The organism is Streptomyces sp. NPDC027663 (assembly GCF_055566415.1).
In genome coordinates this window covers 96548-111014 of the sequence record NZ_JBVHSK010000019.1, presented here as the reverse complement: position 1 = coordinate 111014, position 14467 = coordinate 96548, and the positions used below count along the sequence as shown (strand labels likewise).

General features: G+C 69.8%; 13 protein-coding genes and 2 pseudogenes. 3 read left to right on the top strand and 12 right to left on the bottom strand.

Features of this window, described 5'->3' with window-relative positions; genetic code table 11:
* Positions 1-41: 41 nt before the first annotated feature.
* The 5 genes and pseudogenes from ACZ4SF_RS33980 to ACZ4SF_RS33960 form a co-directional block, all read right to left on the bottom strand.
* On the bottom strand, positions 42-1244 hold the full coding sequence (locus tag ACZ4SF_RS33980) for an NAD(P)/FAD-dependent oxidoreductase (RefSeq protein ID WP_468392208.1): 1203 nt from the start codon (positions 1242-1244) through the stop codon (positions 42-44).
* A 112-nt stretch (positions 1245-1356) separates the two neighbouring features.
* On the bottom strand, positions 1357-2298 hold the full coding sequence (locus tag ACZ4SF_RS33975) for an RNA polymerase sigma-70 factor (RefSeq protein ID WP_468392206.1): 942 nt from the start codon (positions 2296-2298) through the stop codon (positions 1357-1359).
* 302 nt (positions 2299-2600) lie between these two features.
* Positions 2601-3470, bottom strand: a complete 870-nt coding sequence (locus tag ACZ4SF_RS33970) for a class II glutamine amidotransferase (protein ID WP_468392204.1) — start codon at positions 3468-3470, stop codon at positions 2601-2603.
* Between the two features lie 68 nt (positions 3471-3538).
* On the bottom strand, positions 3539-3763 hold the full coding sequence (locus ACZ4SF_RS33965; RefSeq protein WP_468392202.1) for a hypothetical protein: 225 nt from the start codon (positions 3761-3763) through the stop codon (positions 3539-3541).
* A gap of 166 nt (positions 3764-3929) precedes the next feature.
* A pseudogene (locus ACZ4SF_RS33960) lies at positions 3930-4700 on the bottom strand (transposase).
* Between the two features lie 35 nt (positions 4701-4735).
* Here ACZ4SF_RS33960 and ACZ4SF_RS33955 point away from each other — a divergent pair.
* Complete coding sequence (locus ACZ4SF_RS33955; protein ID WP_468392200.1) at positions 4736-5212, top strand: hypothetical protein; 477 nt, start codon at positions 4736-4738, stop codon at positions 5210-5212.
* 280 nt (positions 5213-5492) lie between these two features.
* Here the strand turns inward: ACZ4SF_RS33955 and ACZ4SF_RS33950 are convergent, their stop codons facing one another.
* The 5 genes and pseudogenes from ACZ4SF_RS33950 to ACZ4SF_RS33930 form a co-directional block, all read right to left on the bottom strand.
* A complete protein-coding gene (locus tag ACZ4SF_RS33950) occupies positions 5493-5669 on the bottom strand; it encodes a hypothetical protein (RefSeq protein WP_468392198.1) in 177 nt (58 codons plus the stop codon).
* A 167-nt stretch (positions 5670-5836) separates the two neighbouring features.
* A complete protein-coding gene (locus ACZ4SF_RS33945; protein ID WP_468392262.1) occupies positions 5837-6946 on the bottom strand; it encodes a hypothetical protein in 1110 nt (369 codons plus the stop codon).
* A 1067-nt stretch (positions 6947-8013) separates the two neighbouring features.
* Positions 8014-8379: a hypothetical protein gene (locus ACZ4SF_RS33940; protein WP_468392261.1), complete on the bottom strand. Its 366-nt coding sequence runs from the start codon at positions 8377-8379 to the stop codon at positions 8014-8016.
* Between the two features lie 625 nt (positions 8380-9004).
* Positions 9005-10201 carry a phospholipase D-like domain-containing protein gene (locus ACZ4SF_RS33935; protein WP_468392196.1) on the bottom strand — a complete coding sequence of 399 codons (1197 nt, stop codon included), beginning with the start codon at positions 10199-10201 and terminating at the stop codon, positions 9005-9007.
* 345 nt (positions 10202-10546) lie between these two features.
* Positions 10547-11066, bottom strand: a pseudogene (locus ACZ4SF_RS33930) (hypothetical protein); the annotation flags it as partial.
* A gap of 107 nt (positions 11067-11173) precedes the next feature.
* Here ACZ4SF_RS33930 and ACZ4SF_RS33925 point away from each other — a divergent pair.
* Complete coding sequence (locus tag ACZ4SF_RS33925; RefSeq protein WP_468392270.1) at positions 11174-11362, top strand: hypothetical protein; 189 nt, start codon at positions 11174-11176, stop codon at positions 11360-11362.
* 417 nt (positions 11363-11779) lie between these two features.
* Here ACZ4SF_RS33925 and ACZ4SF_RS33920 read toward each other — a convergent pair whose 3' ends face one another.
* Positions 11780-12823: a GlxA family transcriptional regulator gene (locus ACZ4SF_RS33920; protein WP_468392194.1), complete on the bottom strand. Its 1044-nt coding sequence runs from the start codon at positions 12821-12823 to the stop codon at positions 11780-11782.
* 133 nt (positions 12824-12956) lie between these two features.
* Between ACZ4SF_RS33920 and ACZ4SF_RS33915 the strand changes: the two genes are divergently transcribed.
* Complete coding sequence (locus tag ACZ4SF_RS33915) at positions 12957-13883, top strand: NADP-dependent oxidoreductase (RefSeq protein ID WP_468392192.1); 927 nt, start codon at positions 12957-12959, stop codon at positions 13881-13883.
* A gap of 98 nt (positions 13884-13981) precedes the next feature.
* Here ACZ4SF_RS33915 and ACZ4SF_RS33910 read toward each other — a convergent pair whose 3' ends face one another.
* The gene (locus ACZ4SF_RS33910) at positions 13982-14125 is read right to left on the bottom strand and encodes an ATP-dependent DNA ligase (protein WP_468392191.1); all 144 of its coding nucleotides are present in this window, start codon (positions 14123-14125) and stop codon (positions 13982-13984) included.
* Between the last annotated feature and the right edge of the window lie 342 nt (positions 14126-14467).

Sequence of the window (14467 nt, the reverse complement as noted above, 5' to 3'; positions counted from 1 at the left end):
CGTGCTGTGGCTCATGTGTTCGTCCCTGGCCGGGCTTGGGATCAGGCAGCAGCCCGGGCCGATGCGTCCATCGGGGTCTGTGACTGCGTGACCCGCTGGCGCAGGGCGGGCACGCCGGCGGTCGGGTGGGTGACGCCCCAGGCCGCGCTCTTGCAGATCAGTTCCTTGTAAAGAGCGGCCCAACGGCCCGTCAGGGCACGCTCAGTCGCCCGGTCGTCGGCGGTGACGAATTGGATCAGGCCGTCCTTGCGGCCGAGGGAGATGCACTGCTGGAAGTAGCGGATGGAGACCTGGCCGACCTTGACGCCGGTGAGGCGGGCGGCGATGGCGTCGGCGGCTTGCCAGGCCATAGGAACGCCCGAGGCGCAGGACATTCGCAGGGGCTTGCCGCCCGGGCCGATCGCCATGGCCGCGTCACCCACGGCGTACACGTCCTTGTGGGAGGCCGAGCGCATCGTGGCGTCGACCACGATCCGGCCGCGGTCGGTGACCTCCAGCGTGGTGGCCTGGGCGATGGAGTGGACGGCGAAGCCGGTGGTCCAGAGCGTGACCTCGGCGGGGATCGTCCGACCGTCGGCCGTCGTCACGGCGTCTGCCTCCACATGGGCGACCGCCGTGTGTTCGTGGACCGTGATGCCGAGTCGGTCCACCACCTTGCGCACGTGGGCGCGCCCCTTGTGTGAGAGCCAATCGGCGAGGGTGCCACGGACGGCCAGGGCGACGCTGAGGTCCGGGCGGGCTTCGGCGATCTCGGTCGCGGCCTCCAGGCCGGTCAGGCCGCCGCCGACCACTACCACGGGCCGGCCGACGCCCAGTGCGGTCAGGCGGTCGCGCAGGCGCAGGGCGCCGGGGCGGCTGGAGACGTCGTGGGCGTGTTCGGCGGCGCCGGGCACACCCCCGTCATCCCAGCCGCTGCCGAGTGCGTAGACCAAGGTGTCGTAGCCCACCTCTTCCCGCTCGGGGCCGTCGGTGGCGGTGATCGTCACCGTCTTGCGGTCCACGTCCACGGCGGTGACCCTCGCGAGCTTCAGCTCCACGCCCGTTCCCGCAAACGTCTCGCTGAACGGCCGCGGCTTGAGGTCTTGGCCGGTCGCGAGCTGATGCAGCCGGACGCGCTCGACGAAGTCGGGCTCGGGGTTGACGAGGGTGATCGTGACGTCGTCGCGGTGCAGCCGCTTGGCGAGGCGGCCGGCGGCGACGGCTCCGGTGTAGCCGGCTCCGAGGACGACGATGCGGTGCTGCATGGGCCTGCTCCTGGCTGTGAGGTTCCGCCGCTTGCCTGCGCGGTTTCGCTCCTTGAACCGGACAGCCCGGCGTTTCCTGACAGGACCCGCATGTGAAGCACGTCACACCGAATCACAGGATGTACAGCGGGTTCCCGTGATCTGCAGCGGCCCACTGCTCGCTCGCGCGAACCAGTTTGTCGGGGTTGACCTGGCTGCGCAGCGCGACGATCCCCTGCTCGGTCACCTCAAGGCAGGTGATCCCGACGACCCGGCCGTCCACGACCGCCACGATGGCGGGTTCACCGTTGGCAGTCGCGGCATAGATCTCCGGCGCGCCGCCGACGTAGGCCCGCTTGGCGTCGCTGGGCTTGAACAGGCCGCGCAGGAACGTGGCGACCGCGAGCGCGCCCTCGAATGCCTTCGCGCGGGCCGGGACCTTCCCGCCGCCGTCGCCGACCGAGACGGCGTCCTGGGTGAGGAGACGCACGAGGGGTTCGGTCCGGCCGCTCGTCGCCGCGACGAGGAACTCCTCGACGATCCTGCGGGCGGCAGCCTGGTCGATCTCGGTGCGCGCCTTGCCGTCGGCGACGTGCTTCTTGGCCCGGTGGAGGATCTGCTGGCTAGCGGCCTCGGTGATGTCGAGCACGTCGGCGATCTCCCGGTGCGGGTAGTCGAAGGCCTCCCGCAGCACGTACACCGCCCGCTCGTTGGGGGAGAGGCGCTCTAGCAGGACGAGGACGGCGTACGACACCGACTCGCGCTGCTCGACGGTGTCGGCCGGGCCGAGCATCGGGTCCCCGGCCAGCAGCGGCTCGGGGAGCCACCTGCCCACGTACGTCTCACGCCGGGCGCGCGCCGAAGTGAGTTGGTTCAGGCAGAGATTGGTGAGGACCTTGGTCAGCCAGGCCTCAGGCACCTCGATCTGCTCGACGTCGGCCGCCTGCCAGCGCAGGAACGTCTCCTGCACGGCGTCCTCGGCCTCGCTCGCCGAGCCGAGCAGCCGGTAGGCGATGGTCTCCAGCCGGGGCCTGGCGGCCTGGAACCGATCGACGTCACTGGTGATCAGGGCCATGCAGGTGATCCTAGGCCACGGTTTCCCGGATGCCGGGGCCAGGCGTTGGCACGGCGATCGACTGCATCGGTCGTGATCGTGTGGGCCACTCTGCGCATTCTGTTTCCCGGGCCCGCTTCGCCGCCTAGGTACCCCGCCTGTGGTGCTCCAGAGGGCGGTCAGACAGGACCCGGCGATGGGAACCGTCTCGCAGGCGGGAGGGATGCCCTCTAACCCCTGCAGTCCAGTACGGCAAGGCCGCGCCGAGCGCAGCCGCAGCCCGGTGGCCGGCCAGGTCGCTGATGGCTGCGGCGCGGGCACCCTCAGGCAGTCTTCTGGGAGGCGGCTGCGTCGGGGTGCAGGTCGTCGAGGGTGAGCTGGTGAGATGGAGGAGTGGGAAGGACGACCTGGCGGGTGAGGCGGAGGTCGGGGCTGACGTGGACCAGTTCGCCGGGCTCCAGCTCGCGCCAGTGCGGGTTGTCGTCCATACGCTCGCTGGCGACGACGACGGCGGGGTGCTCGGCGAGGTGCGATGAGTGGATGCGCATGCGACCGTGGGTGCCGCTGTGGTCGAGGTGTCGGCTGCCATGCGGGCCGCCCGCCCGGCGTTCGAGGACGTACAGGTCGTGGGTGTCCGGATAGCGCAGCGCCCACAGCTCCTCGGGGGTGATGAGGATCAGGTTCATGGCGTAGACGGGCAGGTTGTCGGCGATCCAGTGAGTGGCGTGCCGGATGCCCTCGGTGACGTCACCGCCGTGCCGGCGGGTCTCCCGTGTGATCAGGGCGAAGAACCGCTCGGAGTCGGTGTCACCCTTCACAAGTGACCGGTCCTCGCCCAGGTGGTCGTCGAGCTTGTTCAGGCCTTCGATGACCCCGTTGTGGGCGAAGAGTCGCCCGTCCTGCTCGAAGGGATGGGTGTTGCGGAGGTCCAGGCTGCCGGTGGAGGCGAAGCGGACGTGGGCGATGAAGGTTGCCGACTCGACCTCGCGGGCCTCCTCGGCGAAGGCGCGGTCGTGGTAGGCGGCGATGGGTGCCTTGTCGATGCGTGGGATGCCGTCGGCGGTGAAGTGGCCGAGGCCGGTGCCGTCGGGGTCGCGGTGGCTCTGCCGGCTCAGGCTGTCGGGGGCGTCCAGGAGCCAGAAGGTGGCGTGGGTGGGGCACGGGGCGCTGCTGAGGCCGAAAAGACGGCACACGGCATTCCTCCGGAGGGGTCGGCCGGCCCTTCCTGGCTCGCGCCGAGCCGGCGGTTCGTGCTCTGCGGTCAGTGGCGGCCAGGGTGGGTGTTCTTGGTCTCCGCGCCGTGGGCGAAGCCACCGCCGGCCTCGTCATCCCGGTGAGGGATGCGCACACCGGGTGTCGAGTTCTGCGGTCTGCGGATACTCGTCGCGTTGATCACGTTCTTCCCGGCGCACTCGGCCGTCAGCCGCCGGGCCGCGGGTTCGGCGAATGCCGCCAGGTTCTGCTGGGCGGTGCCGTAAAGAATCATGCTCCACTCGGCGCATTGCGCGCACTGCGCCCTTCGTCATACATAATGGTCCTCTCTGTAAAGTTTGTCATCATTGGCAAGAGGTCTCACGCAGGGCTGGTTAAGGCCCTAAAGGGCTGTCCCGTAAATGTTCCACGGCGTGCTGACTGAACAGCTCGTTTCTCCGTTACCCGGCGAGGGTCAGGTTGTGCAGGCGGGCGATGCCGAGCATGGCGTGGTGGACGCCGTCGCCTTTCAGGCGGCAGTCGCGGAGGCTCTTCCCATCCCTTCCTGCGGGCGAAGACGTGCTCGACGCGGACGCGGACCTTGCGGTGGGAGGCGTTGTGTTCCTCTTTCCATGTCGGGAGTTCGGCCTGGCCGCGCTCCCGGCGGTGCGGGATGACCAGGCCGGTGCCCCGGTAGCCGCCGTCCGCGATGACCGTGGCCTTGCCGACGACGGCCTTCGCGCCGGACAGCTCCCATGCCTTGCAGTCGTTGCGGTTGCCGGGCAGTGGCCGACCGACAGCGACCACGAGTCGGGTGTCGGCATCGACGACGACTTGGTGGTTGGTCGAGTACCGGTAGATTTTCGACTGCTCAGCGATCGTGTGGTCGCGGGTGGGCACCAGGGTTCCATCCACGATCAGACGGTGTCCTTGCGGAACCACCTGCGCGGCCGGAGCGCGAGCGACGGGCCGAGGTGGTCGATGATGCGGTCGGCTGCGGACTTGGAGATGCCGAACAGCGGAGCGAGCTGCCGCAAGGTTAGATTCGTCCGCCAGTACGCAGCCACCAACAACACCCGGTCCTCCAGCGGCAGGCTCCACGGCCGGCCCTTGCGGACCGGATCCGCGCCCTCTCGCCGTAGCGCGGCGAGCAGCTTGCCGAACTGACGCGGGCTCAGCCCGGTGAACGGGGCTATCCAGGACGGCTCGGACGCCGTGTTCACACCAGCCACAGCGAGATCGTCTCAAAGACCGATGCTGTGGAACGATGATCGTCATGGCAGGTCAGGTCTGGGTGTCACTCATATCGTTGGGCGGCGTTGTCCTCGGCGGCGTGTTGTCCTACCTCGTTCAGCACAGGACTCAGCAATCAGCGGAACGCGCCGAACAGCAACGGCAGCGGATCGCGTTGTCGGAGACCCGACGCGCGGAACGGCTGGCGCTGCTGGAGCGGTTCATCGAGGTATCGGCAGAGGCGGAACGATGCGCCTACACCCGGCCGTCCGAGTGGGAGGACACCGATGACTGGTACCTCACGACCCGGGACGTCATGTACAGGTTGTGGGTCGCGGATCGGCTCCTCCGCATTCAATTCCCCCAGCCCGTGCATGACGCCGCACACGCGCACTTCCTCGATCTCAACAGGACCGTGTGGCACGGCTTACCCGACGGTGAGAGCGTGCGGGACTACCTGGAGGACAACCGGTCGGCGTTCCTCGACGCGGTCCGCGAGGTCATGGGGTAGCGCTCCGCTGACTCCCGAAGATCTTTTGCGGGACAGCCCTTAGTGGGTGCTTCACCACGGATACCGAGGATGTCCGTGTGCTGACCCGGCGCCAGACGATGTGCTGCTCGCCCGGGACAATCTCTGGCCCGTAGGACCGTTGGATTCCGCCCGGTGGGGTACTCGGGCCCGCCGTCGCCAGCGGCACTGTTGTCGGTGGGCCTGGAAGGCCGGACGGCATGAACAGCGATGACGAGCAGTGCACGGGGCGCCAGATGCCGGACATCTCCGCAGCTCGTCCTCATCGCCCCTGAAGGGGTCGCAACCCGAGCGTGTTCATGGTGGGCGGCCTGGTGGTCATCGTCCTCGTCAACTCCCGGTGGTCCAGCAGGTGCGACTCGTCGATCACGACCGCGGTGCGTCCGCGTTCGTCGACCTCCGCGGCCAGCGGCGGACGCCTGAACTGACGGGCATTCACCTCGCGCGGTTCCTACTGGACCCGTGCGAGGTACCGGTGGAGGTCACGGAGTACCTGGCGGGTCGGCTGGAGATCGCCGACGCCGGAGCATCACCTGCTGGAACTGGAGCTGGCGGCCGCCGCCGAAGTCCGGCAGACGGCGGCGCAGCCGCTGACTGGGGAACGGCTCACTGGATCAGCTCGATGTGCGGATGGTCCGGGGATACCGGGCAGACGTGCAGCTGCAGATCGTAGCCTCGGGCGAGGTCGAGCATGGTCGGGTTGTGCGGTTCGGGATGGGTGGTGGATGACAGAGAGCGGGCTCGGTCCTCGTCGGGAATCCAGTCGGGATAGTTGGAGTTCCATTCGCCCGAGGCGATGGTCAGCAGCGGATCCATCTCGGTGCCGCATGAGGGGCAGAGCCGGGGTAGGGGATCGGTGAGGCCCCAACGGGTCCATCCACCGACCTTCCAGCCGGGAGCGACGGACATCCTGCCCGTGTAGAGCTCGTTGTAGAAATCCTTCGAGTAGGGCGTGTCAGAGCAGTCCAGCGGGTACGGCGTGTTGTCAAAGCTGTCCAGAGCGGCGCCGGCCGCCTGCCACCTGCGCCAGTCCTCCAGCTGCCGCTGGAGCTCCTTGCCCAGTTCCATGATGTGGGGGTATTCGGTGATCTGCTCCGGCGCGAGCAGGCACGGCTCCGGCAGGTAGCCGGGGAACTGGATCGCGGGCGGCTCGGGGGGTGTGTCGAGGATGTCGGAGACTGTGGCGGCGGACCGCCAGAACAGCGCGGTCTCGGGCTGCGCGGGGTGGTCGAAGGGGCACCACAGCACTTGGAGCAGATCTGCCTCGGCCTGCTTGGGCGGGCGCAGCAAGGGGACGTCGCGTACGTACAACTGGGCCACGGGTAGCATGGCGATCGGGCCCTCGGGCCACGGGCGGCCGGCCTTGATCCGCTCCTCGATCGCCAGCTCCTCGGGCGTGTACCGGGTCCCCGGGGGATCGCCGCCCGGCCGGTTCGCCACCGCTGCCCGGATGCGTCGCCGCTGCCGCACGTCCTCGGGCGAGAGGATCTCGTTCCACCCATCCCACTCGTGCGGCCCCTCGCAGTGCGGCCACGGCTCGTCGGCGGGCCACAGCAGCGGCCCGCCGACGGAGCTGTCGTACGGCGTAGGCGACCCGGGGCGGGGATGCAGCCGGGTCGCCGTGCGTGCCAGCGGGGCCAGTTGCGGGGCGACCGCGGTGACGTCGATCAGCCGCGGCGGGGTGGTACGGATACGGAGTGCGGCGGCAATGCTCATTGCCCGCTCGGCGCACACCGACCGGATCTCGTCCAGCAGCTCGGGGTAGTGCTCGCCGTACGTGTTCAGCGCATGCCACACCGCGTCCAGTGCTGCTATGAGCGGGGCGGGCTTTGCGACGGCGAGCACGGCGGGAAGAGCGAAGTGCGGCTGTGAGATCCGGCCCGGGGTGCGCGGCGTAACGGCAAGGGGCACCACGACGACCTTGCGCCCTGTGTCCGCGAACGGCGGCGGGACGTACGGCGGCCACTCCGGAGGTATCGCTTCGAGCACCGTCCTGTCCGGTACACGAGGGTCGGAGCGCAGGGCCTCCCACATCCGGGCCGGGTCGTCGAACGGCGGCGGCAGAGGGCGTCCCTCTGCCGACTCCGAGAGCGCCTGGGCGACCCACGGCACATCGGTCAGGCCCGCAGCCTCGCAGGCCCGCCGCGCGGCCAGCAATGCCACTGCACGCTGGACCTCGGGACCCACGACATCGAGGGCGTGCACCAGGTCGCTGTCGAAGCGGAGCAGACCGAGGACGTTGCTCTCGCGGGCACCGCGCAGCCTCTCGCTCGGCAGCCGCCCGCCCCACTCCCACTCCTCGTGGTGCAGGCGGCGCCCCTCGGCGGCTTGTTCGGCCCGCTCCTCGGCGGCCCGTTGGAACACCTGGCGAGTCAGGCGTTCGGCCTCGGCGAGCTGCTCGGGCGTACGCGCCGTCCGGCGCGCGTTCCGGTGCAGGTCCCCGGCCATCCGCGAGGTGTGGCGGATCACCTCGTCCGGGCGGGGTGGGGCAGGCCAGAACTGCAGGAGGTAGCTGTCCGCCCGGGACTTCCCGGCCACTCTGGTGGAGAGTTCCCGTCCCTCGTCCATCCCCCGGGCGCAGTACCGGACCCGGTAGTCGGTTCGGGCGAGACCCAGGTCCCACGCGGCCTCGCCGTCCCCCTGCACCAAACTCGTGCGTTCCGACTCGGGGCGGAAGGACACCTCCATCACGTCATCCCAGACCGGGTCCAGCACAGGGGCTGCGTCGTGGACTTCCACGACAAAGCCGACGTGGCCCGCGTACAGCCCGGTGGACAGGACGATCACACCTGGGACCGCAGCCCCGCACAACCCCCCGATCTGGTACGCGAGCGCCTTGGCGAGGTCAGGTCTGGCGCTGTCCGGATCGCTCTCGACGTAGATCTGACGATCGTGAACACGCACCTCGCCTGCGACCGGCCTGCGCACAGCACTCCCCTCGTCGAGGACGGCCTCAAAGCCCCTGTCGGGCAGGCCGTCACGTGCCCCGCATCATGCCGCAGGCCACTGACAACACGGCCGACGACGCCGCGAGGCCGACGGTGACATCGATGATGCGGCCACTGACGCAAGAGGGTGTCGGTCACGATGTGCCGGTTGCGGCCCGGCACCTTCTTGCCGCCGTCGTAACCGCGTGAGGCTGCCGGCACCGTCGCGGCGGCCCGCACCGACTGCGCGTCGATGCCCCCGCCGTGGGCCCTGCCTCGCGGCCCTCCCGTTCACGGACTTCCCGCGCAGCCGGTCGTGGAAGTCTGTGATCAGCCCGCGCTCGCGCCAGCGGCGGAAGAAGGCGCGGACCCGACCCCAGCCGGGAAAGTCCGCGGGGGCCGGTCGTGCGGTTCGGGGACGGGTGTGGGGTCGGTAGTGCTGTTCGGCGAGGTGGTCGAGGCGGACTGCTTGGAGGGTGGATTTGGTGATGCGTTCGGTGCCGTCGATGACGGCGGTGATGGCGGCCTGGCGGATGAGGCGGGCGAGGCTGCCGACGCGGCCGGCGGTTCGTTCGTGCAGGTAGGGGCCACTGGGGGAGGTCCCGGGCCGGCGGTGGCGCAGGTCGAGTGGCCTCTCTCCATGGCTTTGACGAGGTCGCGGAAGGGCTCGACAAGGCTGTGCCTGCCCACTGGTCGAGGTGCTCGGCATGCCGTCGGGCCCCGTGGGATCACGTCCGCCCGGCCTGTCAGGAGCGCGTGTCGGCCGCGGGACGGACATCCCCTCGTGGAGAGCCCGATTGAGCGGCGCGCCGAAGGGCATCCGCGGGCTGATCCGGCAGATGTCGCGTCACAGGAAGTGTCGGATCGGAGTGACGGCGGCTTCTTTGGCCCGCTGGAGTATGGCCCGCCGTCTCCATCGGGTGAGGTCGATGTCGACGCTGCGCTGCAGGTCCGCGTCGTAGTCTCGGTCGAGTTCGGCGGTGAACGTCTCGTCCAGGACGGCGAGCATGACTTCCTCGTCATGGTCCATGGACCGGCGGTTGAAATTGGTGGATCCGATCAGGGCAGCGACCGAGTCAACGGTGATGATCTTGGCGTGCATCATGGTCGGCTGGTACTGGCGGACATGCACGCCTGCTTGCAGTAGACGTGTGTAGTAGTGCTGGCAGGCGCGCTGGTCGGTGTGCGGGCCGGGAAGCAAGATCTCCACACGCACCCCTCGGCGGGCGGTCTGGCACAGCAGGTCGATGAAGTAGGTGTCGGGGGCGAAGTAGGCGGTGGCGAGGCGGAAGCGCTCCTCGGCCGAGGTGAGCATGACGCGGATGAGTGTCTGCATGTCCTGCCAGCCGATGCTGGCCGAGCCGCGTACGACCTGGACCACCGACGAGCCGGCCTGTGAGTGCTCGATGAAGCGGTCGCGATCGTCGTAGAGCTGGTCGTGGCACTCGGCCCAGTTCTGCGCGAAAGCGGCCGCGATGCCGTCCACGGCTGGTCCGCGTACCTGAACGTGGGTGTCTCGCCACTCCGCCGGGTTGCGGGCGTCACCACACCATTCCTCCGCGATACCGACGCCACCGGTGAAGGCCGCCTGCTCATCGACGATGAGAGCCTTGCGGTGGCAACGGTGGTTCTGCTTGAACGGCGACAGCCAGGCGGGCTTTCGGAACCAGGCCACCTGCACACCGGCCGCATCCATGAGATCCAGCAATCGCTGCTCGATCTCCTTGGCGCCGAAGCCGTCCAGCAGCAGACGGACGCGCACTCCCGCCCGGGCGCGATCAGCGAGAGCGACGGCGAAGTCCCGGGCGACCTGACCACGCCAGTACACGAAGGTCATCATGTCGATCGTGTACCGGGCCGACCGGATCGCCCTGAGCATCGCGGGGAAGATCTCGTCGCCGTTACGCAGGGGCAAGAGATCGTTGCCTTCGGTGGCGGCCACGCCGATCAGCCGCTCCAGACGGCGGCGCAGCCGTTGCTTGCGTGCTGCCGCGTCAGACGTCGTGACAAGCGCAGAGGCTGCCGGTTCACTGTCGAGGATCACGTCGTATCTCCCGTTCGGCCGTGTGGACGGATCGTTGCGGGCCGAAGGTAGAGCCCGAGAAGCAACATGCCCGGCGGGTGCTGCCACATGTCGGCGGCGGCTCGATCCTCTCCCCCCACGACTTTCGCCAAGAGCCCTGACGAGGCTGCGGACCGATCACCGAGGCCGAACACAGCCTGACACTGCAGCACATGGTTGACCGCCTCGCGGCCGGCGGTCGCAGAGCTGCCGGAAGGCGCAAGGCGACGGGTGCGCTGCTTCGCCTATCGCCACTCTTCTCAGGTCGTGGAATCGCTGGTGCCGTGCGCAGGTGGCCGGCGCCGGGGGGTGCCTCTATGTCTTTCGTCAAGCGAGGCGTGGGGTTCTGGCTTCGTAGAAGGTGCCGTCGCGGAGCATCGCGAACAGCACGCTGATGCGGTGGCGGGCCAGGCGGAGAAGAGCCTGGGTGTGGGTCTTCCCGCGGGCCCGGCATTTGTCGTAGTAGATACGGGAGGCGGAATCGAGGTCAGGACCTTAGAAAGAGGGTGCTCCTCCAGCAGGGCCTCGATCTGGGCTTCCAGGGCCCGGCGCTGTTCGTGAACGGCGGCGAGCGAGCGGGCCAGAGACGGGGTCACGATGTCGAGCGTGCCGGTGCCCGGAACGACGACGGTCTGCTCGTCGAGCGCGTCGAATACCTCGTCGATCAGCCGCTGGGCCATGCGCGGGGCTTTGGGCCGGATCACCTCAACGAGCCTGCGACGACCTGCCTTTCGCAGCGCTGCAGGGGATCCGTAGCGTTCCAGCAGCCAGGTCACGGCCTGGTGGTCCAGACGGGGCCGAGGACGCGTTCCAGCGAGGGGTGGAACTGGGTGAGGAGGCCGCGTAGTCAGATGCGGGGCCGGACCGGCGGTGTCCGTCCCCGTACCCGGACTCTGACGTCGGGGCATGACTCGCTGAAGCGGTCCCGGCCCGGCAGCGTCCGGCGATGCCTTGGTGAGACATGCCCTGGACCGCGCCCTGGTCGTCATCTCCGTCGATCCCGACTTCGGCGAGCGGATCCCCGGCACCGCCTCCGGTCCCCGGCTCCGCCGGTACACCGACGAAGTCGAGCATGTGCACGTCCTGTACTTCGCCACCCCTGCACACTGGGGTGGTCGTGGCATACATCGAGGTGTGACGTGATCCGTATCTGAGCAGGGGCGCGGCATCGCCACCCAGTACGACAAACCACCGAGTCCTACCAAGCAGCCGTCACCCGCGCAGCCCTGCTGGTGTGGGCGTGACGATTGACGGCAGAATCCAGGCGCGCCGCGCTGTCTCGCCGAGATCGGCTGGGCCGTGCGATGTGGCCTCGGTCCCGGCGCCGGAGACGGGCCAGCCGTGTCCCGCCCAGGGCACGGTGACGGCCGACGCGGTATGTGGCGTGCTGAGGGCGGCGTGCGAGGGGTGGGGAACTGGAGACCGCCGGGGGCGGCGCAGGACCTTGCCGACGGGGCCCGCGCCGTGTCTTTGGCCGAGGTGGAAGGCAAGGTGAGGGGCGAGCGGACGGCACGCCCTGTCGGCTCGGGCCGTGCCTGCGGGTGGTCCGTCTGCCTGCTGTCAGGCCTCGGCTTCCACGGGGTCGCGGGGGCTGAAGGTGCGGCGGTAGGCGGCGGGTGAGACACCGAAGGCCGCTCTCATGTGGGCGCGCAGGGAGTTCGCGGAGCCGAAGCCGGAGCGGTGGGCGACCAGGTCGATCGACAGGTCGGTGGTCTCCAGCAACTGTTTGGCCAGTTCGAGGCGTTGCGCGGTGAGCCACTGCACCGGGGTCATACCGACCTCGTCGCGGAAGCGGCGGGTGAAGGAACGCAGGCTCATCCGGGCGTGTTCGGCAAGGCGGTTCAGGGAGAGGGGTTCGCCAAGGTGTTCCAGGACCCAGGCGCGGGTGGCGGTGGTGGTGGCGACGGTGGGTTCGGGGACCGGGCGGTCGATGTACTGTGCCTGCCCGCCGTCCCGCCAGGGCGGTACGACGCACATGCGGGCGGCGCGGTTGGCGGCGGCGGCGCCATGGTCACGGCGGATCATGTGCAGGCACAGGTCGACGCCGGCGGCGACGCCCGCGGAGGTCAGGACGTCGCCGTCGTCGACGAAGAGGACCTCCTCGTCGACCTTGACGCGGGGGTAGGCGCGACGGAACTCGGGGGCAAGGTTCCAGTGGGTGGTGGCGGGCCGGCCGTCGAGGAGTCCGGCTGCGGCCAGCACGTAGGAGCCGGTGCATATGGAGACCAGGCGGGTGCCGGGCGGGATCCGGGCGATGGCCGCGGATACCGCGGGCGGCAGCGGACCGCCGCGGCCCAGCTCGGGCATGGCGTGGGTGGGCGGGACGATCACGGTGTCGGCGGCGGCCAGGGCTTCCGGACCGGCTGCGGGTTGCACGGTGAACCCGGCGTCGCTGAGGACGGGGGCGCCGTCGGCGGTACAGACGGTGACCTGGTACAGCGGGCGTCCGCCCGCGTCCGTGACGCTGCCGAAGACCCGGGAAGGGATGCCGAGCTCGAAGGGCGGGACGCCGGGCAGGGCGAGGACTGCGATGCGATGCGGTTTGGGCGCATCGTCGACCCGGCGGGGGTGGGTGTCGGTGTCTGGCCACTGCGTCCTGCTCATGGCCAGATCCTGTCACATAGTGGCCAAACGGCCAACACCATGGAGGGTGCGGATATCGGATCGTGGACTGCGTCGCACCGGGAAGCGCCCGGGCGGCACATCCGATCGAGACGGAAAGAGTGAGGCGGACAGCATGCGCGCGGTGGTCGTGGAGCAGTGGGGCGGACCCGAAACCCTCGTCGAGCGTGAGGTGGCCCGTCCCGAGCCCGGACTGAACGAAGTCCTGGTCCGGGTCCACGCGGCCGGAGTGAACCCGGTGGACTTCAAGACCCGGGCCAGTGGGGCCCTGATCGAGTGGGGCGAGGTGCCGGCGGTCGGCTGGGACGCGTCCGGCACCGTCGAGGCCGTCGGACCGGGCGTGGGGATGTTCCGTCGCGGGGACGAGGTCTACGGCATGCCGTTGTTCCCGCGGCAGGCCGGCGCGTACGCCGAATACGTCGTCGCCCCGGCACGCCACCTCGCGCCCAAGCCGGCGAACCTCACGCACGTCCAGGCAGCGGCGCTGCCGCTGGCCGGGCTGACCGCCTGGCAGGCCCTGGTGGACACCGCCGACGTGCGCGCCGGTGAACGGGTGCTGGTGCACGCGGCGGCCGGCGGGGTGGGCCACCTCGCCGTGCAGATCGCCAAGGCTCGCGGCGCCTACGTCATCGGCACCGCCAGCGCCGGTAAGCACGACCTGCTGCGGGAACTGGGCGCGGACGAGGTGATCGACTACCGCACGGTCCGCTTCGAGGACGTCGTCGGGGACGTTGATGTGGTGCTGGACGGGCTCGGCGGTCAGATTGCCGAGCGGTCCCTCAAGGTGCTGCGGGCAGGCGGGCGGCTGGTCACCCTGCCCGGCCCCGACGACGTCCCGGCTGCCGTCCCCGATCATGTACGGGCGGTGTGGATGCTGGTCGAGCCCGACCACCTCGGTCTGCGCGAGATCGCCGCCCTGGCGGAACGGGGCGCGCTGAAGCCGGTGGTCGAGACCGTCCTGCCGCTGGCCGAGGCCGCGAAGGCACACGAGATCGGTGAGCAGGGACGCACCACCGGGAAGATCGTCTTGTCCGTGGCCTGACCTTCGCGGCGGTCAGCACCGGCCGAACGAGGCGAGCGGGAGACCCTGAGACACCTGCGGTCCCGGGGCTCCGCGGAGCCGCCCCGCCCGTGCCGCCGTCAGCGTGGCGGCAACGTCAGGCGGGGGACGTCGGCGGGGGAGAGGTCGGGGCGGGCACGGTGCAGGCGTGCGGGGTGGCGCCACCGGTCGGTGGCATCGCGGCTGACGTCGACGCCGACTTCCACCACCGGCTCCGGTTCCACCAGCGCAGCGTTCAGCGTCTCCCGGGCTGCCCCACCCGGCGGAGAACGACCAGCCCGTCCATGGATGACCGCGCCGCGACGGGGCGAGTAGCCCGGCGACTGTGCTGATCGCTGTCTGGGCGAGAGTCGTGGTGCGGCCGACGTACTGAAGACGGCCACGGTCGTCGAACCTGCCGAGCAGCAGGGTGCGCGCGGGGGGCGAGTGTGCCGGTGACCGCGCCGACGATCGCCTCGGTGCTCTCGCGCACCTACTGGTGAAGGTGAGTATTCGGCGCCTGCGGAATTCGCGCACGAAGTTGGACGCGCTCCTGCGACTGGATCGGCTGCGCGCACGACAAGGCG

What these genes read in the sequence shown, in the direction of transcription:
- ACZ4SF_RS33980 (WP_468392208.1), bottom strand. Translation starts at nt 1,244, where the DNA reads ATGCAGCACCGCATCGTCGTCCTCGGAGCCGGCTACACCGGAGCCGTC.
- ACZ4SF_RS33975 (WP_468392206.1), bottom strand. Translation starts at nt 2,298, where the DNA reads ATGGCCCTGATCACCAGTGACGTCGATCGGTTCCAGGCCGCCAGGCCC.
- ACZ4SF_RS33965 (WP_468392202.1), bottom strand. Translation starts at nt 3,763, where the DNA reads ATGATTCTTTACGGCACCGCCCAGCAGAACCTGGCGGCATTCGCCGAA.
- ACZ4SF_RS33955 (WP_468392200.1), top strand. Translation starts at nt 4,736, where the DNA reads ATGATCGTCATGGCAGGTCAGGTCTGGGTGTCACTCATATCGTTGGGC.
- ACZ4SF_RS33945 (WP_468392262.1), bottom strand. Translation starts at nt 6,946, where the DNA reads ATGAGCATTGCCGCCGCACTCCGTATCCGTACCACCCCGCCGCGGCTG.
- ACZ4SF_RS33920 (WP_468392194.1), bottom strand. Translation starts at nt 12,823, where the DNA reads ATGAGCAGGACGCAGTGGCCAGACACCGACACCCACCCCCGCCGGGTC.
- ACZ4SF_RS33915 (WP_468392192.1), top strand. Translation starts at nt 12,957, where the DNA reads ATGCGCGCGGTGGTCGTGGAGCAGTGGGGCGGACCCGAAACCCTCGTC.